Genomic DNA, 22,460 nt, shown 5'->3' with positions numbered 1-22,460 from the left:
CGTTCCAGGAACACGCACGATGCTCCGACAGCTCCTCGCCACCAAGCACCCCCATGCCGCCCATGAAGAGGCCGAAGGGCTCAGCCTGCGCCGCACGCTCGGCCCCTGGGGGCTGACCGCGCTCGGCATCGGTGCGGTGATCGGTGGCGGCATCTTCGTCATCACCGGCCAGGCGGCGGCCAACCATGCCGGTCCGGCCATCATGCTGTCGTTCGTGCTGGCGGCGATCTGCTGCACGTTCTGTGCGCTGGCGTACGCGGAATTCGCCGCGATGGTGCCGGTGTCCGGCAGCGCCTATACCTATACCTACGCCACGCTGGGTGAACTCACCGCGTGGTTCATCGGCTGGATGCTGGTCCTCGAGTACGGCGTGTCAGCCTCGGCGGTCGCGGTCAGCTGGACCGGCTATTTCCTGAGCCTGCTCGAACACTTCGACATCTTCCTGCCCAAGGCGCTCGTCAGCGCACCACTGGATGCGCAGCTTCGCCCGACCGGCGCCATCGCCAACGTCCCGGCCGCCGTCATCGTGCTGCTGCTGACCTGGTTGTGCTACGTGGGCATCCGCAAGTCCTCGGCCATGAACATGGCGATGGTGGTGCTGAAGACCGGCCTGATCGTGCTGGTCATCATCGCAGGCTGGCAGTACGTCGACCCCTCCAACTGGCAGCCCTTCATTCCTGCCAACGAAGGCCCCGGCAAGTTCGGCTGGGATGGCGTGCTGCGCGGCGCGGCGATGGTGTTCTTCGCCTACATCGGTTTCGAGGCGGTCTCGGTGGCGGCGCAGGAATCGCATCGCCCGCAGAAGGATCTCCCCGTCGGCATGCTCGCCTCGCTGGCGATCTGCACCGTGTTGTACATCGCCATGGCGGCGGTGATGACAGGCCTGGTGCCGTACACCGCCTTGGGCACGGCCGAACCGGTCGTGACCGCGGTAGCGGCCCATCCCGAACTGGGTTGGCTGCGGGTCACGGTGGAGATCGGCGCGCTGATCGGCCTGTCCTCGGTGGTGCTGGTGATGATCATCGGCCAACCGCGCATTTTCATGATCATGGCCCGCGACGGCCTGCTGCCGCCGGTGTTTACCCGGATCCATCCTGAATACCGCACGCCCCACATCAACACCGTGATCACGGGTATCGGCATCGCCCTGCTGGCGGCGCTGTTCCCGCTTGATGTCCTGGGCGAACTGACCTCGATGGGGACCCTGATCGCCTTCGCCTCGGTCTGCGTTGGCGTGCTGGTCCTGCGCCGCACCCAGCCCGATCTGCCGCGTCCGTTCCGCATCCCCGCCGCGTGGCTGATCTGCACCTTGGGCGTGCTGAGCTGCCTGGCACTGCTGTCGGCGATGACCGCCCACAACTGGATGCTGATGGCCGTGTGGACGGCCGTGGGTTTCCTCATCTATTTCCTGTACGGATATCGCCACAGCCGCATGCGCGCGCAGCGCTGAGCTCCACCTCCGGGCAGGCGGTAGAATGGCGGCATGAACGCCACGCCCCTGCCCTATCACGCCGACCAGTTGCGCGACCGCGCGCAGTCCATCATCTCCAACGTGCGCGAGCTGGCGCAGCTGGGCTGGACACCGGCCACCAGCAGCAATTTCTCGCAGCGACTGGATGACCGGCACGCGGCCATCACGGTCTCCGGCCGCGACAAGGGCCGGCTGGTGGAAGCGGACATCATGGTGGTGGACTTCGACGGCAAGGCCGTCGGCAGCGACCACCGCCCGTCCGCCGAAACGCTGCTGCATACCCAGCTGTATCGCCGTTATCCCGAGATCGGATGCGTGCTGCACACCCATTCGCTGGTGCAGACGGTGGCATCACGCCTGTTCGCCGGTGCCGGCCATGTCCGCCTGGAAGGCTTCGAATTGCTGAAGGCGTTCCACGGCAACAGCACGCACGAGATGGCGATCGACGTGCCCGTGTTCGCCAACACCCAGGACATGCCCACGCTCGCCGCTCAGGTGGACGCGCTGCTCGACAACCAGCTGCTGTGGGGCTACCTGATCGACGGCCACGGTCTGTACGCGTGGGGCCGCACGATGGCCGAGGCCCGCCGCCACCTGGAGGCCTTCGAGTTCCTGTTCGCGGCCGAACTGGAACTGCGCAAGCTGGGCTGCCGTCGCTGATAACCGGCGGTTATCCGGGCGTTCCGTTTCCCCACCAGGCCGCGCGGACCGGTCTGGTACCCTAACGGCCCCCTCTGTCGCCTCACGCCATACCGCCATGAGCCGCCTGCGCATCTTCAGCGAATCCGACCCGGCCACGCCGGAGTTCGCCAGTTACGATCCCGACTTCATCGCCACCGAGCTGAAGAAGCTCGGCGTGACCTTCGAGCGCTGGAAGGCGACCAAGGCCATCGAACCCGGCGCGCCGCCGGAGGATGTGATCGACGCCTATCGCGCCGACATCGACCGGCTGGTCGCCGAACGCGGCTTCAAGACCGTCGACGTGGTCAGCATCGCGCCCGACAACCCGCAGCGCGAGGCCATGCGCGCGAAGTTCCTCGACGAGCACTACCACAAGGAAGACGAAGTGCGTTTCTTCGTCGCCGGCTCCGGCCTGTTCACGCTGCACGTGGGCGACAAGGTCTACGAGGTGGAGTGCGTGCAGGACGACCTGATCGGCGTGCCAGACAGCACCTTGCACTGGTTCGACATGGGGCCGGAACCGAGCTTCGTCGCCATCCGCTTCTTCACCGAGCCGGACGGCTGGGTGGGCCACTTCACGGGTACCACGCTGGCGCAGCAGTTCCCGCGCTACGAAGGCCTGACCGAACGCTGACGCCCCTCTCCCGTCGGGAGAGGGGTAGGGGTGAGGGTCCGGCGAAACGACCGGGGATGAACCGTCGCGCCAAGGATCGGCTCCTGCTGCCCTCCCTTTGCTCCCCATGAAAAGCGTATCGGAGCAAGCTCCGCTCTACCGCGAACCAGAAGAACCCCATGCCCGTTTCCGCCATCCTTACCGACATCGAAGGCACCACCAGCAGCATCTCGTTCGTGAAGGACGTGCTGTTCCCGTACGCGCGCCGCGCCCTGCCCGGCTTCGTCCGCGAGCATGGACAGGAACCCGAGGTGCGGCGCTGGCTCGACGTGGTCGCCACGGAGCACGGCAGTATCTGCAGCGATGACGTCATCGTGGAGACGCTGCAGGGCTGGATCGATCAGGATCGCAAGCACACAGCGCTGAAAGCGCTGCAAGGCCTGATCTGGGAGGCCGGCTACCGCGATGCGGATTTCACCGCGCACATCTATCCCGACGCCGCGCCGGCATTACGCACGTGGTACGCGCAGGGCTATCCGCTGTATGTGTATTCCTCCGGTTCCGTACCGGCGCAGAAACTGTTCTTCGGCCACAGCGATGCGGGCGATCTGTCGCCGATGTTCTCGGGCTGGTTCGATACCGAAGTCGGCGGCAAGCGCGAAGCGGCCAGTTACCGGACCATCGCCGACCGCATCGGTGTGACCCCCGGGGACATCCTGTTCCTGTCCGACGTGGTGGAAGAACTGGATGCCGCGCGCGACGCAGGCCTGCAGACGCGTCTGATCGACCGGCTGGACGACTACCCTGCGCCGCGCGAAGGCGACGCGGCGCATGGCCACGTGCGTGTCGACTCCTTCGCAGACATCGCGCTGCCCGCCGCGTGAGCGATGCCATTTCGCAGCGCCGTGCCACCCTGGTGGGGCTGGTCGCGATCCTGCTGTGGGCGTCGCTGGCGCTGTTGACGACGGCGACGGGCGACCTGCCGCCCTTCCAGGTGCTGGCGATCGGTTTCGGCATCGCGGCGGCACTGGGGCTTCTGCGCGCAGGAGTGCGCGGCCGCGCCGGCTGGGGCGAACTGCGCCAGCCGCTGCCCGCGTTCGCCCTGTCGACGCTGGCGCTGTTCGGCTACCACGCGCTGTACTTCATCGCGCTGAAGCGTGCACCGGCCGTGGAAGCCAACCTGCTCAACTACCTGTGGCCACTGTTGATCGTGGTGTTCGCGGGCATCTTCGGCGGCGTCTCCGTGCGCCCCGGGCAGTGGCTGGGCACCGGACTGGGCCTGGTCGCGGCGATACTGCTGGTGACGCGCGGCCGCAGCTTCCAGGTCGAGCCATCGCATGTACCCGGCTACCTCGCCGCGCTGGGCGCGGCCCTGATCTGGTCCATGTATTCGGTGCTCAACCGGCGCCATGCCGACGTGCCCAGCGCGGCGATCACCGTGGCCTGCGCGGGCGTGGCGGTGCTGGGCGCCATCGCGCACCTGCTGGGCGAGGACACGGTCACCCCCACCGCAAGCCAGTGGACCGTGCTGGTGCTCATGGGTATCGGCCCGGTGGGTGCCGCGTTCTGGCTGTGGGACCACGGCACCAAGCGCGGCGACATCGCGCTGCTGGGCAGCCTGTCCTACCTGGCGCCGTTGTTGTCGACCCTGCTGCTGGTGGCGTCGGGGCGCGCGCAGGCGCATTTGATACAGGGCGTCGCCATCGTATTGCTGCTGGCCGGGGCTTGGCTCAGCGTCCGTGCGAGCCGCACTCAGCGATGAGAGCGATTCGCGTTTCTACATGCCGGGGCGTGTTTCCCTAGACTGCGCGCACGTCGCAAGCCAGCCCTAACGCCAGCCAGCCACGCATGCCTCGCCCGCCAGCCTTCGCTCGCCCGCAAGGACATAGAACGCCTCCCATCGGGAGGCGTTTCCGTTCATGGCTTCAGGCGTGGATCTTCTCGCCGCGCGCCAGCATGGCGACCAGCTTCTCCACCCGCGCCCGTTTCGTTTCGAGCTTCACTGCGGTCTGCACACGCCAACAGACGGCATACCGGTTGGTCCTGTCGAGTGCGTCGAAGAAGGCCTTGGCCTTGCGATTCTCCGCCAGTGCCTGGGCGAGCTCGGCCGGCACATCCATCGATCTGGCGCCGTCGTAGGCCGCATCCCAGCGACCATCGGCCTTGGCCGCCTCGACTTCACGCATGCCCGCCGGACGCATCCGTCCTGCCGCGACCAGTACCTCGATCTTGGCGACGTTGATCTTGGACCACGTGCTGCGCGAACGACGCGGTGTGAAACGCTGCAGGAAGCACTGCGCATCGAAACCCTTCTTCTGCCCGTCGATCCAGCCATGGCACAGCGCCACGTCGAGCGCTTCCGCATAGCTCACCGACACAATGCCCGAGTCCTTCTTCGCGATCCTGAGCCACACGCCCTCGGACGTGGCATGGCGCTCCAGCCAGCGCTCCCACGCGGCGGCGTCCACGAAGTGTTCGATGGGAAGTTCCGTCGCAGCCATGATCAGGGCTCTCCCACCTGCAGGCGATACGATGTGCGTGCCGATCGTTCGCCGCGCCAGCGGTCGAACGCACGCACCTCCACCGCATGCTCGCCTTCGGGCAGGTCCGTCGGCAAGGCGCCCCGCCAGAGGTGCGGGGAAGCTTCGGCCTCCGGCGAGCGGTCGTAGCCGCGCAAGGCATCGGCCGTGTCGTCGCGCATGTTCTCCAGCAGCAGGCGCGGATCGGGTTGTTCGACGCGCTTCATCGGCTTCCATTCGCCGCCATCGATCCGATACTCGACGCGGGTCTCCGCATCCCCCATGTAGACATTGGCGAACACGCCCCACGCCGGATACGCCCCCTTCCGCAACACGCGCGGCACATGCAGCCCGATGCCGCTGTCGTCCGTGCCGCGCGCCGGATGCCACGACAGCGCGTACGCGCCACCCGCACGCACGCGCAGCCGCGCATAGCCATTGGGCGTGCCGTCGGCCATCGTCGTGTCGGGGATGCCCTCCGCATCCTTCACGCCCGACCAGTAGGCACCGCAGGCGGCGCCGACGTTGTACTCGTGCAACGGCTGCAGTCCGTGCCAACCGGTGGAAGCGTCGTGGTACCAGTGCCGCTGCGTATGGGTGTGCCCACTGAGCAGGAGCACGTGCGGGAAATCCTCCAGCATGGCGAACAGGCGCTCGCGGTCTGCCGGACGGAAACCGCGAGCACCCGGCTCGTAGACCGGGATATGCACACCGATCACCAGCAGCCGGTCCTTGCGCACCGTCGGCAGGTAGGCCTGCAGGAAGGCGAACTGGTCCTCGCGCAGCCCGCCGAAGTACGACGGTGTCTGGCCTGGCTGGTAGATCACGTCATCCAGGCCGATGAACGTCGCCGCCTCTTCCTCCCAGGCGAACGTGTCCGGGCCCAGGTGATGGCGGAATGTACGCAGCGAGTCTTCGTCTCCTGCGGCGTCGAAATCCAGGTCGTGGTTGCCGGGGATGAACAGCCACGGCGCCTGCAGGCTCATCGTCGTGCGCAGGATCTCCGGGTACAGCGACAGGTCGTCGTTGGTGACATCGCCCAGGGTCAGGCCCAGCACCGCCCCGTGTTTCCCGACCAGGGGCTGCACGATGTCGCGCCAGTAATAGTCCACGTCCTTGACCGACGAGGTCTGGCTGTCCGCGAACAACAGCACATCGAGTTCGCCCTTCGTTGCGGCTGCCGCCTGCGGTCGAAGGCCGAAGTGCGTGCAGTCGGGCTGGCGTTGCGGGATGCCGCCATGCTTCAGCGCAGGACCGGCGTGGTACTGCAGGTTGCGCCAGCGGGCCGGCAGGCCGTCCGGCCGCACGGCGAGGTCGTAGCCGGCCGGTTTGATGATGAAGAGGGTGCGGCCGTCCACGTAATCGAGGCCGTATTCGCCCTGCGCATCGGTGACCGCGATGTCGATACCGTTGGACACCTTGATGCCCGGCAGACCCGGCTCCCCTGCATCGCGGGTCGCGTTGCCGTTGCGGTCCTCATACACCTGTCCCCCGCTGCACGGCGGCGGCAGCGCATGCGCGGGGACCGCTGACAGCGCCAGGACGAGAGCGATCAACGAAGCGCGCATGGCGACTCCAGCCAGAAGACCGGGAGATTATGGCGCAGCAACGGCATTGCCGTTGCAGGAGCGACGTAAGTCGCGACCGCACGGCTGGATCACCATGGAGATGTGCCGCAAGCGATACGGACGATGGACCATCGCGTTCGATCCAGATCCACGGTCGCGACTCACCTCGCTCCTACAAGGTGCGTGGGAAGCTCACGTGGACGCGTGGCGTTGGCGCAGCACGTCGACGGCGTCGGCCAGCGACAGGCCGCGTGCCCGCAGCAGGACCGTCAGGTGGTACAGCAGATCGGCGCTCTCGCCGAGCAGTGCGGTCTCGTCCTGCGCGACTGCGGCCAATGCGGTTTCCACGCCCTCCTCGCCCACCTTCTGCGCGATGCGGCGCACGCCGGCGTCGAACAGGCGCGTCGTGTAGCTGTCGACGGGGCGCTCGCGGTCGCGCTGCGCCACCAGGGCATCTAGGTCCGACAGGAACGCCGACGGCGCCGAAGGGAAGCAACTGGGCCGCTGCAGGTGGCAGGTCGGTCCCTGCGGATGCGCGAGGACCAGCAGCGTATCGTTGTCGCAATCGGCCTCCACCGAGACCAGTTCCAGCACATGGCCCGAACTCTCGCCCTTGGTCCACAGACGCTGTTTGCTGCGGCTGAAGAAGGTCACGCGTCGGCTCGCCAGGGTGGCGTCCAGCGCCGCCCGGTTCATGTAGCCCAGCATCAGCACGCGCAGGTTTCCTGCATCCTGCACGATGACGGGCAGCAGGCCATCGCCCTTCGTCCAGTCCAGCGCCGAGGGTTCGATGTCGGTCTTCATCGTTTCAGTCGCCACGCCGCACCTCGATGCCCTGCTCTGCCAACACCCGCTTCAACGCCGGGATCGCGATATGCCCGCTGTGGAACACGCTGGCGGCCAGCGCGCCATCCACGTCCGCCTGCTGGAACACATCGACGAAATGCTGCACCTCGCCCGCACCACCGGAGGCGATCAAGGGCACGCCACACACGGCGCGCACGGCCTGCAATTGCGTGATGTCGTAACCACGCCGTACGCCGTCCTGGTCCATGCAGTTCAACACGATCTCGCCGGCACCCAGCCGTTGCGCCTGCACCACCCAATCCAGCGTACGCAAGCCGGCGTCCTGCATCTTCGCGGGATCCCCGGTGTAACGGCGCACGCGCCATTCGCCGTCCGCTTCCCGAATGGAATCCACGCCAACCACGACGCACTGCACGCCGAAGGCCTCGGCGAGTTCGCCGATGAGACCGGGGCGCTCCAGCGCAGGTGTGTTCACCGACACCTTGTCGGCACCGCTATGCAGCACCCGCCGTGCCGTCTCGACGTCGCGGATGCCGCCCGCCACGCAGAACGGAATGTCGAGCAGCCGTGACACGCGCTCGATCCAGGCATAGTCCACGGAGCGCCCCTCCGGACTCGCGCTGATGTCGTAGAACACCAGTTCGTCCGCGCCTTCGTCCCGGTATCGCAACGCCAGCTCGGCGATGTCGCCCATGTCGACATGGTCGCGGAACTTCACGCCCTTGACCACGCGGCCTTCGCGCACGTCCAGGCAGGGAATGATGCGACGGCTCAGCATGCCAGCGCCTCGGGCAGTTCGAACCTGCCCTCCAGCAATGCCCGCCCGAGCACGATCCCGGCGCAACCGGCGGCACGTGCCCCGGTGACATCGACCACGGCACTGACGCCGCCGGACGCCTGCACCTGCAACGACGGCACGACCTGTCGCAGGTGCGCGTAGAGGTCCAGGTTCGGTCCCGTCAGCATGCCGTCGCGGGCGATGTCGGTGCACAGCAGGTGCCGCAGGCCACCCTCGGCGTAGCGCGACGCGAGTTCATCCAGTGTTTCCGATGCGGTTTCCGTCCAGCCATGCACCGGCAGGCGCCAGACCCCGCCATCGTCGCGGCGCGTGTCGAGCGCGACCGTGATGCGGTCGCTGCCGAACTCGGCCAGCCAGGCCAGGACGGTATCGGGTTGGCGCACGGCCAGCGAGCCGACCACGACGCGCTGCGCGCCCGCCGCCAGGATGCGCGCCACGTCATCGCGCTGGCGCACGCCTCCCCCGGTCTGCACCTTCAGTGACGCATGTTGCGCGAGTTCGCCCAACAGCGGTGCGAGGGTGTAGCCGCCCGCCCGCGCCGCATCCAGGTCGACGAGGTGCAGCCATTCCGCCCCTTGCGCGGCGTAGCGCATCGCGACATCCAGCGGCGTGCCGTCATAGCGTGTCTCGCGCGCATAGTCGCCCTGGGCCAGCCGGACCACGCGGCCTTCGCGCACATCGATGGCGGGATAAACCGTGAATCCGCTCATTGCACACCGTACTTCAGGAAATTCTCCAGCAGACGCGCGCCGACATCTGCCGATCGCTCGGGATGGAACTGGGCCCCCCCCACGTTGCCACGCTGCACGATGGCGGCGAACGGCACCCCATGTTCACTCGACGCCACGCAATCGGCAGTGATTGGCGCGGCGTAACTGTGGACGAAGTACGCGTGGCGGCCGTCGGCGATGTCGCGGGCCAACAGGCTTTCACGCCGCGACGCGAGCGTGTTCCAGCCCATGTGCGGCACGCGGATGCCGGGCGTGGCGGGCAGCTTGGCTACGCGGCCCGGCAGCAGGCCCAGGCAGGGCGTGTCGTCCTCTTCGGAGTGCTCGAACAGAATCTGCATGCCCACGCAGACACCCAGCAAGGGCTTTTCCAGCGTCCGCAGCACATCCACCAGCGCCGATGCGCGCAAGCCGCCCATCACCTGCGCAGCCGTGCTGACACCGGGCAGGATCACCCGGTCCGCCGCACGGATGACGTCCGCATCGGTGGTCAGCTCGGGCTCCACGCCCAGGCGGTCCAGCGCGTAGCGCACCGACCCCAGGTTCGCGCCGCCGGCATCGATCAGGGCCACACGCATCACAGCGCGCCCTTGGTGGAAGGCAGTTCCGCGCCCTCGCGTTTCACCGCCTGGCGCAATGCGCGCGCCAGGGCCTTGAACGAGGCTTCCACCTTGTGGTGGTCGTTGTCGCCCTGCACGCTCAGGTTGAGGTTCAGCCCGGACGCATCGCAGAGCGAGCGGAAGAAATGCGGCACCAGTTCGGTCGGCAGGTCGCCGACGCGCTCACGCCTGAATTCGCCGTTGAAGACGAAGTACGGCCGGCCACTGAAATCCAGCGCCGCGCTGGCCAGCGTCTCGTCCATCGGCAGCGTGAACCCGTAACGACCGATGCCACGCTTGTCGCCCAGCGCTTCCTTCAGCGCCTGCCCCAACGCAAGGCCGGTGTCTTCCACCGTGTGGTGTTCGTCGATGTGCAGGTCGCCCTCTGCGCGCACGTCCAGCGCGAACCCGCCATGCTTGCCGATCTGCTCCAGCATGTGGTCGAAGAACGGCAGGCCGGTCTTCGCGACGGGCTCCGCGACGCGGTCGAGATCCACTTCGACGCGGATCCTGGTTTCCCTGGTGTTCCGCTGGACGACCGCACGACGTGGTGCGTCCGCCAACTCATGCGCAATGCCCGCCCAGTCCCACTCGCCCCCGAACTGCGCCGTCTTCAACTGGAACCCGCGGATCTTCAGGTTGTCGGCGAACTGGACGTCCGTCGGCCGGTCGCCGACCATGCCCGACCGCGACCAGTCGATGCCACGGTCCTGCAGGTAAGGAACCATCAGGCCGATGCCGGGCTTGCGGGTGGGCTTGTTCTCGTGCGGCCAGCTTTCATCGATCAGCACGTCGCGGAAGCGGATGCCCTGGCTTTCGAACACCTGCATCATCAGCGCCTGCGGACCGTCGAAGCTCGCGCGCGGATACTGCTCGCTGCCCAGTCCGTCCTGGTTGCTGACGATGACGAACTGGTAGCCGGCGTCGCGCAGCTTCAGCAGCGCGGGAATGACACCGGCGACGAAGCGGACCTTCTCGTACGCATCGATCTGGAAGTCTTCCGGCTCTTCGATGAGGGTGCCGTCGCGGTCGATGAAAAGGATCGGCGTCATGGCACGGCCTCTGCAGGAGGGGCTTCAGCCCGCGCCCCGATAGCGCTGCCATACCCAGGACGATAAACGCGCCGCAGCGCGCTCCTATCCGAAACAACCGGATTGTTGACTGTCCCTGCGGGCAATTCGATCGAGGCCGAAGCACCCCTGACAGGGACGGCCCGGGGGGCAGTGACAGACGGAAAAATCATGCGGCCACCTCCTGCATGTTCAACGCCGACAGCACGCGATCGTTCTGCTCCGGGGAACCGATGGTGATGCGCAACGCATCGCCGAGTTGCGGGGCCGCGCGCTGGTCGCGCACCACGACCCCCGCAGCCAGCAAGGCGCGGAATGCGCCCTCGGCATCGCTGAAGCGCGCCAGCAGGTAGTTGCCCTGCGAGGGGTAGACATGGCGCACGCCGGGTATCCGGGCCAGCGCGTACAGCAGCCGCTCGCGCTCACGACGCACGACGGCCACCCGTTCCCGCGTCTGCGCGATCGCCGCATCGGACAGTCCTTCCAGCGCCAGGTCGGCGCAGGGCGTCGGCACCGGATACGGCGCCTGGCAGCGCTGCAGCACGGCGATCAGCTCCGCACCACCGATCACCACGCCGATGCGTGCGGCCGCCAGTGCATGCGCTTTCGACAGGGTCCGCAGTACGGCGACGTTGGCATGCGTGTCCAGCAGCGTGGTCGCGGACGCGCCGTCGGCGAACTCGGCGTAGGCCTCGTCCACCACCACCAGCGCGCGCCCATCCAGCGCACGCGCCAATGCCGCGACGCCCTCCAGCGGAATGACCGAACCCGCTGGGTTCGATGGCGAGCACAGGAACACCAGCTTCGCGCCTTGCGCCAGCGCCGCATCGCGGATCGCGTCCAGGTCGGCAGCGAAGCCGGCCTCGTGGTCGACCAGTGGAATCTCGACGATGCGCGCCCCTTGCAGGCGTGCGCAGACCACGTACATGCCGAACACCGGCGGCGTCACCACAATGGCGTCCTGCCCCGGCACGCACAGTGCCCGCACCAGCAGGTCGATGGCTTCATCGCTGCCACGCCCGACCAGCAATTGTTCCGGCACCACGCCATAGAGCTGCGCAAGCCGCGCACGCAGGGCCGGCGGCTGCGGCTCCGGATACCGGCGGCTGCGACCCTCCCCGTCCGCGGGGTTCGCCCACGCGGACTCGTTGGCGTTCAACCATACGTCGCCGCGCACGGATTCACTGCGCGCAGACTTGTAGCCGGCAAACCCGCGCAGGTCGGGACGCACCAGGGACCCGACGCCGCTCATGCGGCCGCCCTGCGCAGACGGATCGCGACGGCATTGGCATGCGCGTCCAGCCCTTCTGCGTGCGCGAGCGTCAACGCGCAGTCGCCGATGGCGGCGATGCCGGCGCGGCTGGCGGACTGCACGCTGACGAAGTTCTGGAAGCTGGCGACGCTGACGCCACTGTAGGCCCGTGCCGCGCCTGCGGTGGGCAGCACATGGTTGGTGCCGCTGCAGTAGTCGCCCAGTGCCTCCGGCGTGTAGTCGCCGAGGAACACGGAGCCCGCGGCCTCGACCTGGTCCAGCCAGGTACGCGGCTCGCGCAGCGCCACGATCAGGTGTTCCGGTGCGTAGCGATTGCTGATGGCGAAGGCATCCTCCAGCGAGGACACCTTCACCAGCCGCGACGACGACAGCGCCTGCCGCGCGATGTCGGCGCGATCCAGCATCGCGAGTTGCGACGCCAGCTCGGCCTGCACACGCTCGATCAAGCCATCGTCATCGGACAGCAGCAGCACCTGCGAATCCGGACCGTGTTCTGCCTGCGACAGCAGGTCGGCGGCGACGAAGGCCGCATCGGCGCCGGCATCGGCGATCACCAGCACTTCGGATGGCCCCGCGGGCATGTCGATGGCGGCTGCACCGCCCTGCGCGACCTGTTGCTTCGCCTCGGTGACATAGCTGTTGCCGGGGCCGAACAGCTTGTCGCACTTGGGCACGCTGTCCGTGCCGAATGCCATCGCGGCAATCGCCTGCGCGCCACCAAGCTTGAAGACGCGGCGCACGCCGGTCAGCTGCGCGGCCACCAGCACCGCCGGATCAGCAGTGCCGTCCTTGCGCGGCGGCGTGCACAGCACCACGTCACGGCAGCCGGCCAGACGCGATGGAACGCCCAGCATCAGCGCCGTGGAAGGCAAGGGTGCGCTGCCCGCCGGCACATACAGGCCGACCCGGGGAATCGGGCGGATCACCCGCTCGCAAACCACGCCCGGTGCGGTTTCGACAGCATACGGTTGCGCCATGCCGGCACGGTGGAAGGCTTCGATGCGTCCGGCCGCATCCTGCATTGCCTCGCGCAGGTCGGCGGGCACGGCAGTGTGTGCGGCGGCGAACTCTTCTTCGCTGACGCCGAATGTCGTGAGCTCCACGCCATCGAAGCGCAGGGTCACTTCGCGCAACGCCACGTCGCCGCGCGCCTGCACGTCGGCCAGCAGGCCGGCGACCGCATCGCGCGTGCGCTGGGCCACGGCCTGAGCCGGGCGCGCCAGCAACGCGGCGCGGGAGGTTTCGTCCAGGGCATCCCAATCGTAGCGAGTGGCAAGCAACGCACTCATGCCAGCGACCTCTCGACCGACAGCACCATCAGGCCCTGCGCGCCCGCACGTTGCAGTTCCTCCAGCCGCTGCCAGGTCACCGCGCCATGGCACATCGCCTGCAGCGATACAGGTCCCTCCTCGCCGCCAGGCAGCGTGACCAGGCCCTCGCTGTCGGTCAGCAGGCGCGACAGGGCCGGCACCGTTTCGCGCTCGGCGCGGAACATCAGCAGCTTGCTGTCCTTGAGCTTCAGGACACCATCGAGCCGGCGCAGCAACATGTCGGCCAGGCCCGCGCGCGCATCGTCGAACTCGCGCGCAGGGCCGGCGAGTACGGCTTCGCTCTCGAGCAGGGTCTCCACCGGCTTGAGCTGGTTCGCCGCCAGGGTAGCGCCGCTGGAAACCAGGTCGCAGATCAGGTCCGCGGTGCCCAGCTTCGGTGCGATCTCGACCGAACCGGAAAGCTCCACCACCGCTGCATCGATGCCGCGCGCCCGCAACCACTGGCGCAGGATGGATGGATAGCTGGTGGCGATGCGCAGGCCCTGCAGTTGCTGCGGGCCCGCCCATTCCCAGCTGTCGGGTATCGCCAGCATCAGGCGGCAACTGCCGAAGCCGAGCGGGCGCAGTTCGCGATAGGCCAACGGCATCCCGTTCAACGCGCGCTCGCCGGCCTGTTCATCGAGCTCGTTGCGCCCGACGATGCCGAAGTCGCACACGCCGTCGGCGATCAGCCCGGGAATGTCGTCGTCGCGGACCAGCAGCAGGTCCACGGGCAGCGACTCGCCGTAGCAGAAGAGCTTGTCGCGGCTTTCGCGCCAGCTCAGGCCGCAGGCGGCCAGCAGCGTGCGCGCAGGCTCGGCCAGCCGCCCGCTCTTCTGGATGGCGATGCGCAGGCGCTCACGCGTCGCGGGAGTGAGGGAGGGACTCATTCTGGAAACTCAGTGGGAGGCGGCTGCCGTCCCGCTCTGCTGGCGCTGCATGGCGGCGGCGTAACCGCCGGCACCCCGCTCCAGCGTGCGGGCGACGCGGCCGATGGTGGTCACGCTGACCTGGGTGAGATCGTGGATTTCCCGGTACGGCACGCCCTTGAGCAGCAGCGGCACCACCCGCCAGCGGTCGGACATGGCCTCCAGCTCGGCCGGGGTACAGAGGTCCTCCAGGAACGCACGCACCTCTCCGGCCTGGCTCAAGGCGGCCAGAGCCTCGGAAAGCGCCTGCAACGGGGCATCGTCCGGGGATTCGTCGTGGGGAGAGCGGCGCTTCATGGGGCGGGCGGTACCGGTGGACGTGGAAAGGATGCTGAGCTTATGTATTAACGCGCTAATACATTAACGCGCGAAGTCAGTCGCCGTCAACCGGGTACTGTCTGGAACGTCCCCCGCTTTCCGTTGGGATAGGCATCGCCGCATCGAGAGGCCCGGAATGGACTGGAGCGGACAGGGACGATGAGTACACTGCCAAGGACGCCGGACGGCTGCCGCGGGAAGAGCGACGGCACTGAGGGCACCCGGGGGGGAACGGGCATGCGGGCACCAGGGAACACCATGGCATCGCGCTGCCGGCTGGCGATATGCGCGCTGCTGCTCGCGTGCTGGCCGATCGTCACGGCCGCTTCGGCGCCCGCACGCATCGGCCCGGACAGCACCTACCTCCCGCTCGCCCCGCAAACCACCTACCTGCACGATGCCAGCGGTACCGCAACCGTCGACGATGCGTTGCTGCAGGCCGCCGCAGGCGGTTTCGCCCCACTCCCGAACGGCGATGCCTCGTTCGGCTTCCAGACCGGCGCCTTCTGGTTCCGGGTGAACGTCGAGAACACCAACCCGCGCGAGCAGCGCTGGCTGCTGGTGCAGCAGTACGCGCTGAGCGACCGCATCGATGTGTACGCGCGCTATCCCGACGGGCGCACCGTGCACCACATCGGCGGCGACACCTTCCCGTTCGAGCAACGCAGCATCCGCTACCGCCATCCCAACTTCTGGCTCGACCTGCCGACAGGGCAGCAGGTCGACCTGCTCGTCCGCGTGCAGAGCCAGAGCTCGATGCAGGTCCCGCTGTTCCTCTACACGCCTGCCGCCTTCGCCGAACTGTCGCGCGACGGGCAACTCGGCATCGGCATCTACTACGGCATCCTGCTGGCGTTGTTCTTCTACAACCTGGTGTTGTGGCTGGTACTGCGCGACGGCAGTTACTTCTGGTACCTCTTCCACATCAGCGCGTTCGGCCTGGTGCTGTTCACCCTCAACGGACTGGGCTTCGAATACCTGTGGCCCCATTCCACGTGGCTGGCCGACAAGTCGGTGCCACTCTCGGTGTGCCTGGCGCAGATCGGCATGCAGCAGTTCTCGCGCACCTTCCTCGATCTCAATACGCGATGGCGGCTGGGCGACCGCATCAGCAAGGCGATCATCGCCTTCTTCGTGCTGCTCGGCATCGCCGCCACCCAGCTTCCCTACCACGTGGCGACACCGATCGCGTCCGCAGCGGTGTTCCCCAGCATCGTATGGATCGCGGTGATCACGCTGGTGGTGGTGCGCAGTGGCTACCGGCCCGCCAAGGTGTTCCTGCTCGCATGGGCGATGTTCCTGCTGGGCACGGGCATCTTCGTGGCCCTCGCCTTCGGCCTGCTGCCGAAGCGGTTCATCACCGAGTACGGGGTGCAGATCGGCTCGGCGCTGGAAATGCTGCTGCTCTCGGTTGCCCTGGGCTATCGGTACGCCGCCCTGCGCAACGAGAACGAGCGCATCGTGCGGGACGCGAAGAACTCGCTGGAAGAACAGGTGGTATCGCGTACCGCCGAGCTCCGCCAGACGATGTCCGAACTCGAGACCGCCCATCACCGACTGCGTGAATCCAGCCGGCTCGACGGCCTGACCGACCTCTACAACCGCACGCATTTCCGCGAGGCCTTCGAGCACCTGCTGTCGCAGTCGCGCAACTCGCAGCGTCCCATCTCGCTGCTGATGATCGACCTGGACTACTTCAAGCGCATCAACGACACGTACGGCCACCTGGTCGGCGACGACTGCCTGCGCTGCACGTCGAACACCCTGGCCGAAACCCTGCGTCCGCATGGCGCGCTGCTGGCCCGTTTCGGCGGCGAGGAGTTCATCGCCGCGCTGCCCGGCATGGGCCTGGGCGAAGCCAGCGTGGTGGCAGAAGAACTGCGCCAGGCATTGCGAGCGCAGCCGTGCCGCAGCGGCGACCTGGAAATCGCGGTCTCCGCCAGCATCGGCGTGCATTGCGTGGACCTGGAAGCGCGCGACAGCCTGGAATCGGCACTTCAGGTCGCAGACCAGGCGCTGTACGCGGCGAAGGCCGAGGGGCGGGACTGCGTGCGGACGTTGTGAAACCTCCGCTTCATCTTGTAGGAGCGACGTAAGTCGCGACCGTGCACCCCGAGAGCACGGACACGGGCAGCGAAGCGGGAAACAGGCCGTCCCACGCGCATCTGCTGTCCACTCATCACGGCAGCATCGTTCCTGCGGTCGCGACTTACGTCGCTCCTACAACATGGAAACCGCTCAGCGGTTCCGCATCGCCGCCAGGATCTCTCCCGACTCCACCAGGCGCACGGCAGTGGCCACTTCGCCATCCAGTGCGCGATCACGCTCGAGGAAGGGGATCTTCGCGCGGATCGCCGCGTGCGCGGCTGCGACGGCATGGCCGGGATGGAACGCGTCGCTGGCCGCCAGCGCGGCGCGCAGGGCATCGACTTCGGCCAGGAAGGCATCGCGCCCTTCGGCGCCTGCCTGCGGGCCGCCCGACACCTTCATCGCCAGCCCCTCGGCATCGGTGCGATCCGACAACGCGCGCGCCGCATTGATCATGTCGCGGCGCAGATCCAGCGCCTGCGCGGCGGTGTACAACTCCAGCGCCAGCACCTTGCCCAGGTCCTGCACCATGGCCAGCACGTGGCGCGCCTCGTTGGCGCCCATCGACACATGGTCCTCGGCATTCGCACTGGTGGGCACGGAAAACACGCTGGCCGGATGCGCGCGGCTGGCCAGGTCGTTGACGATGGCCGCAGCGGTGTACTGCACGATCATGTGGCCCGATTCGGTGCCGTCCTCGTTGCCGATCAGGAACGCCGGCAACCCATCATTGGTGGCCGGATCGACCAGCTTGTTGAGCCGTCGTTCGGAGATGGACGCGAGCGTCGGGATCGCCGCCTTCACATAGCTCATCGCCAGCGCCAGCGGCATGCCATGGAAGTGGCCGGCGGAGATCACCTGTTCCTCCACGTGGTCGGCTTCCTTGTCGGGGAACACCAGCGGATTGTCGGTGACCGCGTTGAGCTCGATCTCCAGCACGCGCTTGGCCTGCTCGACGGCATCACGCACGGCGCCATGCACCTGCGGGATGCAGCGCAGCGAATAGCTGTCCTGGGGCTGGTGCTTCTTGCCGCCGCGGAATGGCATGAATCGCCGATAGAACTTCTCGCGACCATGCCGCTGGTCGGTCGGCACCCAGTCCCAGCCGATGTCGAAGCGCAGCGCCTGCGCTTCTTCGGTATCCCAGCTGCGCGGCAGCCATGGGCGGAACTTCGGTACCAGGTGATACGGGATGTCGGCGAGGGTCGAACCCTCGAGCAGATCGCGCAGGCGGGCGGCCACATGCACCTGGCCCGGATGCGGACGCAGCGCATGGACCTCTGCAGCGAACGCGCCGAGCCGGCCCGCGAACGCATCGATCGTCATGGCCGCAGCCAGATCGGCGGTGTCCAGCAGGTTGTCCAGGCGATAGGTCGCCAGCACGCCCATCGCCAGCATCTGCGCGGTGCCGTTGTTCAGCGCCAGGCCTTCCTTGTACGACAGCGAGACCGGCGACAGCCCCGCGCGCTTCAGCGCATCGGCACCGGACATGCGCTCGCCTTCGAGGAAGGCTTCACCGCCGCCCAGCAGCACGATGGCCAGGTGGGACAGCGGGGCCAGATCGCCGGAGGCACCGACCGAACCCAGCGACGGCACCACCGGCACGATGCCCGCATTGAGCATGGCCGCCAGCGCCTGCAGGGTTTCCACGCGGATGCCGGAGTGTCCCTTCAACAGTGTGTTGATGCGGATGCCCAGCATGGCGCGCACGATCTCCGGCGCCATCGGTTCGCCCACGCAGACCGCGTGGGTGACGATCAGGTTGTACTGCAGTTCTTCATGCAGCGAACGTCCCGACTTCGTGGCGCCCGGCAACTCGTCGCGCAATGGATGCGCGCCCAGCAACTTGTCGGCATTGCTGCCGAAGCCGGTGGACACGCCGTAGATAGGTTCTTCGCGGCGGACCTGTTCGGCCAGGAAGTCGGCCGCGCGCGCGACGTCCTTCAATGCACCTTTGTCCAACTCGACACTGGCACCGAACGCGATCTCGACCAGCCGGTCGCGGGTGAGGGATTTTCCATCCAGCAGGATCGGCTTCATGTCAGCGCCCCGCCAATACGCGTGCCTGCTCCAGCTCAACCTTCAGGCTGCTGGCAAGCTCTTCGCGCTTCACTTCGAACTGCTGCTCGCGCAACAGGTCCTTGACGGTCACCGCGCCACGCGCCAGTTCGTCCTCGCCGGCCAGCACCACGAAGCGGATGCCCGCGCGCGAGGCGTACTGGAACTGCTTGGCCAGCTTGCGACCCTCCATCTGTACTTCGGTGTTGATGCCGGCTGCACGCAGGCGACGGGCAATATCGAGCGACTCGGCCAGCTGCCCATCGTCCATCAGCGCAACCATGGCCTGCACGCTGCTCTCATCGCTGCCGGCGATCAGGCCGGCCTCGCGCAGCTGCCAGAACAGGCGGGTCAGGCCGATGGAGATGCCCACGCCCGGCAGCTTCGACTTGGTGTAGTGGCTGGCCAGGTCTTCGTAGCGGCCGCCGGAGCAGATCGAGCCGATCTGCGGGTACCCGTCCAGCTGGGTCTCGTAGACGGTGCCGGTGTAGTAATCCAGACCACGGGCGATGGAGAAGTTCAGGCAGTACGCGCTCTCGGGCACGCCCAGCGCCTTGACCAGATCCAACACTTCGCGCAGTTCGGCGATGCCCTGGTTGAAGGTGTCGCTGCCCTGCCCCAGCGCGTCCAGGCGCGCCAGCGCGTCGGCGTGGCCGGTGCTGCGCACGGCGACGAAATCCAGGATGCGGTCCACGCCCTCGGCCGCCATGCCGAAGCCTTCGCCGGTCAGCGTCTCGCGCACGTAGTCGGCGCCGCGCTTGTCCAGTTTGTCGACCTCGCGCAGCACCAGCGCCTGCTGCTCGCTGTCGGTAACACCCTGCGCCTCGAAGAAGCCGCGCATCAGCTTGCGGTTGTTCAGCTGGATGGTGAAGTCGCCGATGCCCAGCTCACTGAAGACGGCGTGGATCACCGCCAGGATCTCGGCGTCGAAGCGCACGCTCAGCGCGTCCTTGCCGATCACGTCGATGTCGCACTGGTAGAACTCGCGGAAGCGGCCGCGCTGCTGGCGTTCGCCGCGGTAGACGCGCTGGATCTGGTAGCGGCGGAACGGGAAGGTCAGTTCGTGTTCGTGTTCGGCCACGTAGCGCGCCAGCGGCACGGTCAGGTCGAAGCGTAGGGCCAGTTCGGGCAGGCCCTCGCCTTCCTTGGCCAGCGCACCGGTCGACTGCACAAAATACACCTGGCGCTCGGTCTCGCCGCCGGACTTGGTCAGCAGCGTCTCGGACAGCTCGAATACCGGCGTTTCCACGGGCAGGAAACCGAAGCGCTCGTAGTTGCGGCGGATGGTGTCCAGCATGCGCTGGAAGGCGATCTGCTCGCGCGGGAGCAGTTCCATCACTCCGGGCGGGGTACGGGGCTTGATCAAGCGGGCAACTCCGACATGCGTAGACCGGGCATTTTACGTGTCCGGCGCCATCAGCCGCAGCCTTCCGGCTGTGGGGGCCCGGCCGGAGCGGAAAGTCGGCTCCGGGTCTTGCCGGGGCCGGGGCCGTTCACTACAATGGCGCGCTCAGTCGGGGTGTAGCTCAGTCTGGTAGAGCGCTACGTTCGGGACGTAGAGGTCGCAGGTTCGAATCCTGTCTCCCCGACCAATAGATTCAAGGATTTACGACAAAACCGCCCTAGTGGCGGTTTTTTCGTAAGTGCATGGTAAGTGCAGAAATCCTGCCACTGGCCGCGCCGATCAATAGGCCGGCATACTCACGACACACCCTACTCCGTGAGGCAAAGCGAATGGCAGCAAGCAATGAATGGGAAGAAGAACACCTCACCCCGAATGGCTGGGTGAGCGGCAGCTATAAGCACGACAACGGCAGCGGAACCGTAGCGGTTCCTGCGGATGCAGTTTTGACGGTCCGCAGGCATGTTGTGGTCCCTGCCCTGGTAGCGCTGCCGAACGTTGACGTCACCGAAACGCCGCACACAACAGATAAAGCGCTAATCAAGAAGCTCCGCGAAGAGTTCGGGGAGCCAGTGTTCGGCTGTTGACCCGCCCAATGAAACACCTCAGTTAAGTCCTACACGCCGACAGGCTCAACGCCGATCCCGCCGATGGTCGAGCGTGGGCATCCTGTGACCACGGCAACGGACGCGCCAATGACTATCCACCGTCCGGGCCTCATCAGGGATGGCGAGGCTGCCTCACTAACGAATTACGGGAGTACTATTTAAGTACTTCTGGGGGCAGGGGGAACTATGACGGTAGACAGCGGCATGGCCGCGCTACTCGGCGCGCTAATCGGTGGTCTGTTGTCGTGGATCGCGACATGGAGCATTGAGGCCCGAAAGGAGCGCCGACAGGCCCGCAACCTAGCGTTGGCGGCTGCGAGTGAGATAGACGCAAGCCTAACTATGGTGAGAGCACGCGATTGGGCTGGAGCCTCCCAGCGGGCCGCTATCGCTGCCGAGCACGGTCATACGGTGCAACTGACCGTCCATGTACGTGACGACTACATACCGAACTGTCGCGCAGCAATGGCTCACGCGGGAGTGATTAGCCGCGACCTGTCGGTCTACTTATCAAGATTCATCACGATTGTTGACGCCATAGTGTCGGACCTTCGGCGCTTAAATGACCACGCCCCAGGCACCACAGGTTCGCTTTTTAGCAGCGATGATCCACATGGGGCGAGAGAGTTCTATACCAATCTTGCCCAACTAATGGACGCCGGGTTTCGCGTAGGCGCTGAGGTCATCACGCTCGTGGACAAGAAGTATCCACGAGAGGCAAAGGGATATCTCGACAGACTGCGCGCAGCAGCGCGACTTCTCATCACCGGCGAAACATCACCCTACATACCACTCAACGGAAATGAGGTCGCTATGTCAGAGAAAGAGAGCAACGGCCCCAGCACCAAAGTGTTCTGGAGGATAACGGCAGGTTATCTAGTCGCAGTTCTTGTCGGTGCATGGCTACTTGGCTTCTTTGATCCTGAGGGCACGCCAATATCACCTAACGAGTGGGGCGACGTATTAGCAGGCGTGTTCTCCCCCCTCGCCTTCCTCTGGCTCATCTATGCATCACTATCTCAACGCGCCGAGCTGGCTCTACAGCGTAGTGAATTAGCTCAAAACAACCAGACTCAGCAAGATCAACAAATTGCGATGGACAAGCAGGCCCGCGCACTCAATGCGCAACTAAAGAGGTTAGAGGCGCAGGCCGATGCAACGTATGAGCCAATATTGATTGTAGAAAGAACACGACACGCAGCCGGAACTCTCCATAACGTCTATATCATGAACGTAGGCGGCACTGCACTGAACACGTCATTCTCCGACAACACTTCTGTGCAGTTCGTTGTTGACGTAGTTGAGAATGTGCGCGGCGTAGTGAAAGTTATATCTCACTGGCATTCCGGCGAAAAAGTCGTTCTACAGGTTGACTCGGAACACGTGCACGACGACAAGTTGAAGTTTACCGTGAATCTAAGAAGGCTGGACTCTAGGTCAACCACACATACCTATGAGCTTGTCGAAAATCTCGGGCGCTTGCAATTGGTTTCGCGCGAGTACGACGAGCTAGAACTTCCTGGCTAGCTGACAAGAAAAGGCCCCGATAGCACAGGCTACCGGGGCCTCTGCTGGTGCGGTTTCTCTCGCTGCGGCAATCACACCTAATCCGCTTGCGG

At 66.4% G+C, this 22,460-nt stretch carries 21 protein-coding genes and 1 tRNA gene; 9 read left to right on the top strand and 13 right to left on the bottom strand.

The genetic code is table 11. The features are described 5' to 3' along the window. The first annotated feature begins 19 nt into the window (after nucleotides 1-19). The 5 genes from IB223_RS07375 (at nucleotide 20) to IB223_RS07355 (ending at nucleotide 4,527) form a co-directional block, all read left to right on the top strand. Entirely contained in the window at nucleotides 20-1,450 is a 1,431-nt protein-coding gene (locus IB223_RS07375; RefSeq protein ID WP_192200943.1) for an amino acid permease, read from the top strand. Between the two features lie 33 nt (nucleotides 1,451-1,483). Next, nucleotides 1,484-2,131, top strand: a complete 648-nt coding sequence (locus IB223_RS07370) for a methylthioribulose 1-phosphate dehydratase (protein ID WP_192200942.1) — start codon at nucleotides 1,484-1,486, stop codon at nucleotides 2,129-2,131. A 97-nt stretch (nucleotides 2,132-2,228) separates the two neighbouring features. Next, on the top strand, nucleotides 2,229-2,786 hold the full coding sequence (locus IB223_RS07365) for an acireductone dioxygenase (RefSeq protein ID WP_192200941.1): 558 nt from the start codon (nucleotides 2,229-2,231) through the stop codon (nucleotides 2,784-2,786). A gap of 158 nt (nucleotides 2,787-2,944) precedes the next feature. Next, nucleotides 2,945-3,649 carry an acireductone synthase gene (mtnC, locus tag IB223_RS07360; RefSeq protein ID WP_192200940.1) on the top strand — a complete coding sequence of 235 codons (705 nt, stop codon included), beginning with the start codon at nucleotides 2,945-2,947 and terminating at the stop codon, nucleotides 3,647-3,649. After that, the gene (locus tag IB223_RS07355) at nucleotides 3,646-4,527 is read left to right on the top strand and encodes an EamA family transporter (protein WP_192200939.1); all 882 of its coding nucleotides are present in this window, start codon (nucleotides 3,646-3,648) and stop codon (nucleotides 4,525-4,527) included. Before mtnC ends, IB223_RS07355 begins: the two co-directional genes overlap by 4 nt. 163 nt (nucleotides 4,528-4,690) lie before the next feature. On the opposite strand, the gene IB223_RS07350 is transcribed toward IB223_RS07355, so the two are convergent. The 11 genes from IB223_RS07350 to IB223_RS07300 all read right to left on the bottom strand — a co-directional run bounded on the left by IB223_RS07350 (nucleotide 4,691) and on the right by IB223_RS07300 (nucleotide 14,664). Next, nucleotides 4,691-5,266, bottom strand: coding sequence for a YdeI/OmpD-associated family protein (locus tag IB223_RS07350; RefSeq protein WP_192200938.1), 576 nt, complete (start codon nucleotides 5,264-5,266; stop codon nucleotides 4,691-4,693). 2 nt (nucleotides 5,267-5,268) lie between these two features. Then, nucleotides 5,269-6,852, bottom strand: a complete 1,584-nt coding sequence (locus IB223_RS07345) for a calcineurin-like phosphoesterase family protein (protein WP_192200937.1) — start codon at nucleotides 6,850-6,852, stop codon at nucleotides 5,269-5,271. Between the two features lie 192 nt (nucleotides 6,853-7,044). Next, complete coding sequence (gene hisIE / locus IB223_RS07340) at nucleotides 7,045-7,656, bottom strand: bifunctional phosphoribosyl-AMP cyclohydrolase/phosphoribosyl-ATP diphosphatase HisIE (RefSeq protein ID WP_192201289.1); 612 nt, start codon at nucleotides 7,654-7,656, stop codon at nucleotides 7,045-7,047. Nucleotides 7,657-7,660: 4 nt separating this feature from the next. Further along, nucleotides 7,661-8,437, bottom strand: a complete 777-nt coding sequence (gene hisF, locus IB223_RS07335) for an imidazole glycerol phosphate synthase subunit HisF (RefSeq protein ID WP_192200936.1) — start codon at nucleotides 8,435-8,437, stop codon at nucleotides 7,661-7,663. Then, on the bottom strand, nucleotides 8,431-9,168 hold the full coding sequence (gene hisA / locus IB223_RS07330) for a 1-(5-phosphoribosyl)-5-[(5-phosphoribosylamino)methylideneamino]imidazole-4-carboxamide isomerase (RefSeq protein WP_192200935.1): 738 nt from the start codon (nucleotides 9,166-9,168) through the stop codon (nucleotides 8,431-8,433). Before hisA ends, hisF begins: the two co-directional genes overlap by 7 nt. Next, the gene (gene hisH, locus IB223_RS07325; RefSeq protein WP_192200934.1) at nucleotides 9,165-9,767 is read right to left on the bottom strand and encodes an imidazole glycerol phosphate synthase subunit HisH; all 603 of its coding nucleotides are present in this window, start codon (nucleotides 9,765-9,767) and stop codon (nucleotides 9,165-9,167) included. The genes hisA and hisH overlap by 4 nt, the downstream gene beginning before the upstream one ends. Beyond that, nucleotides 9,764-10,837, bottom strand: coding sequence for a bifunctional histidinol-phosphatase/imidazoleglycerol-phosphate dehydratase HisB (gene hisB / locus IB223_RS07320; RefSeq protein WP_192200933.1), 1,074 nt, complete (start codon nucleotides 10,835-10,837; stop codon nucleotides 9,764-9,766). The genes hisH and hisB overlap by 4 nt, the downstream gene beginning before the upstream one ends. Before the next feature lie 187 nt (nucleotides 10,838-11,024). Further along, complete coding sequence (gene hisC, locus IB223_RS07315; RefSeq protein ID WP_192200932.1) at nucleotides 11,025-12,107, bottom strand: histidinol-phosphate transaminase; 1,083 nt, start codon at nucleotides 12,105-12,107, stop codon at nucleotides 11,025-11,027. Continuing rightward, a complete protein-coding gene (gene hisD / locus IB223_RS07310) occupies nucleotides 12,104-13,417 on the bottom strand; it encodes a histidinol dehydrogenase (RefSeq protein ID WP_192200931.1) in 1,314 nt (437 codons plus the stop codon). The genes hisC and hisD overlap by 4 nt, the downstream gene beginning before the upstream one ends. After that, complete coding sequence (hisG, locus tag IB223_RS07305) at nucleotides 13,414-14,328, bottom strand: ATP phosphoribosyltransferase (RefSeq protein WP_192200930.1); 915 nt, start codon at nucleotides 14,326-14,328, stop codon at nucleotides 13,414-13,416. The genes hisD and hisG overlap by 4 nt, the downstream gene beginning before the upstream one ends. Before the next feature lie 9 nt (nucleotides 14,329-14,337). Continuing rightward, entirely contained in the window at nucleotides 14,338-14,664 is a 327-nt protein-coding gene (locus IB223_RS07300) for a YerC/YecD family TrpR-related protein (RefSeq protein WP_192200929.1), read from the bottom strand. A gap of 279 nt (nucleotides 14,665-14,943) precedes the next feature. On the opposite strand from IB223_RS07300, the gene IB223_RS07295 reads away from it, so the two are divergent. Continuing rightward, complete coding sequence (locus tag IB223_RS07295) at nucleotides 14,944-16,749, top strand: diguanylate cyclase (protein ID WP_192200928.1); 1,806 nt, start codon at nucleotides 14,944-14,946, stop codon at nucleotides 16,747-16,749. Between the two features lie 174 nt (nucleotides 16,750-16,923). Here the strand turns inward: IB223_RS07295 and IB223_RS07290 are convergent, their stop codons facing one another. Then, a complete protein-coding gene (locus IB223_RS07290; RefSeq protein ID WP_192200927.1) occupies nucleotides 16,924-18,813 on the bottom strand; it encodes an aromatic amino acid ammonia-lyase in 1,890 nt (629 codons plus the stop codon). A 1-nt stretch (nucleotide 18,814) separates the two neighbouring features. Then, nucleotides 18,815-20,197, bottom strand: a complete 1,383-nt coding sequence (gene hisS / locus IB223_RS07285; protein WP_192200926.1) for a histidine--tRNA ligase — start codon at nucleotides 20,195-20,197, stop codon at nucleotides 18,815-18,817. Between the two features lie 149 nt (nucleotides 20,198-20,346). Between hisS and IB223_RS07280 the strand changes: the two genes are divergently transcribed. The 3 genes from IB223_RS07280 to IB223_RS07270 all read left to right on the top strand — a co-directional run bounded on the left by IB223_RS07280 (nucleotide 20,347) and on the right by IB223_RS07270 (nucleotide 22,368). Next, nucleotides 20,347-20,423: transfer RNA gene (locus tag IB223_RS07280), tRNA-Pro, on the top strand. Between the two features lie 142 nt (nucleotides 20,424-20,565). Further along, nucleotides 20,566-20,820, top strand: coding sequence for a translation initiation factor 1 (locus IB223_RS07275; protein WP_192200925.1), 255 nt, complete (start codon nucleotides 20,566-20,568; stop codon nucleotides 20,818-20,820). Nucleotides 20,821-21,252: 432 nt separating this feature from the next. Beyond that, nucleotides 21,253-22,368, top strand: a complete 1,116-nt coding sequence (locus IB223_RS07270) for a hypothetical protein (RefSeq protein ID WP_225590836.1) — start codon at nucleotides 21,253-21,255, stop codon at nucleotides 22,366-22,368. The last annotated feature ends 92 nt before the right edge of the window (nucleotides 22,369-22,460 follow it).

The sequence above is a fragment of the Pseudoxanthomonas sp. PXM03 genome, from assembly GCF_014852005.1.
In the GTDB taxonomy this organism is placed as follows: Bacteria; Pseudomonadota; Gammaproteobacteria; order Xanthomonadales; family Xanthomonadaceae; genus Pseudoxanthomonas_A.
The sequence above is the reverse complement of the archived record's forward strand: the minus strand, read 5'-3'. Positions and strand labels throughout refer to the sequence as shown.

Excerpts from the sequence above, each read along its gene's own strand:
- hisF (WP_192200936.1), bottom strand. The coding sequence starts at position 8,437 with ATGCTGAGCCGTCGCATCATTCCCTGCCTGGACGTGCGCGAAGGCCGC.
- hisG (WP_192200930.1), bottom strand. The coding sequence starts at position 14,328 with ATGAGTCCCTCCCTCACTCCCGCGACGCGTGAGCGCCTGCGCATCGCC.
- IB223_RS07275 (WP_192200925.1), top strand. The coding sequence starts at position 20,566 with ATGGCAGCAAGCAATGAATGGGAAGAAGAACACCTCACCCCGAATGGC.
- IB223_RS07345 (WP_192200937.1), bottom strand. The coding sequence starts at position 6,852 with ATGCGCGCTTCGTTGATCGCTCTCGTCCTGGCGCTGTCAGCGGTCCCC.
- hisD (WP_192200931.1), bottom strand. The coding sequence starts at position 13,417 with ATGAGTGCGTTGCTTGCCACTCGCTACGATTGGGATGCCCTGGACGAA.
- IB223_RS07350 (WP_192200938.1), bottom strand. The coding sequence starts at position 5,266 with ATGGCTGCGACGGAACTTCCCATCGAACACTTCGTGGACGCCGCCGCG.
- IB223_RS07295 (WP_192200928.1), top strand. The coding sequence starts at position 14,944 with ATGGCATCGCGCTGCCGGCTGGCGATATGCGCGCTGCTGCTCGCGTGC.
- hisIE (WP_192201289.1), bottom strand. The coding sequence starts at position 7,656 with ATGAAGACCGACATCGAACCCTCGGCGCTGGACTGGACGAAGGGCGAT.
- IB223_RS07290 (WP_192200927.1), bottom strand. The coding sequence starts at position 18,813 with ATGAAGCCGATCCTGCTGGATGGAAAATCCCTCACCCGCGACCGGCTG.
- IB223_RS07365 (WP_192200941.1), top strand. The coding sequence starts at position 2,229 with ATGAGCCGCCTGCGCATCTTCAGCGAATCCGACCCGGCCACGCCGGAG.
- mtnC (WP_192200940.1), top strand. The coding sequence starts at position 2,945 with ATGCCCGTTTCCGCCATCCTTACCGACATCGAAGGCACCACCAGCAGC.
- hisC (WP_192200932.1), bottom strand. The coding sequence starts at position 12,107 with ATGAGCGGCGTCGGGTCCCTGGTGCGTCCCGACCTGCGCGGGTTTGCC.
- hisB (WP_192200933.1), bottom strand. The coding sequence starts at position 10,837 with ATGACGCCGATCCTTTTCATCGACCGCGACGGCACCCTCATCGAAGAG.
- IB223_RS07300 (WP_192200929.1), bottom strand. The coding sequence starts at position 14,664 with ATGAAGCGCCGCTCTCCCCACGACGAATCCCCGGACGATGCCCCGTTG.
- hisA (WP_192200935.1), bottom strand. The coding sequence starts at position 9,168 with ATGAGCGGATTCACGGTTTATCCCGCCATCGATGTGCGCGAAGGCCGC.
- IB223_RS07370 (WP_192200942.1), top strand. The coding sequence starts at position 1,484 with ATGAACGCCACGCCCCTGCCCTATCACGCCGACCAGTTGCGCGACCGC.
- IB223_RS07375 (WP_192200943.1), top strand. The coding sequence starts at position 20 with ATGCTCCGACAGCTCCTCGCCACCAAGCACCCCCATGCCGCCCATGAA.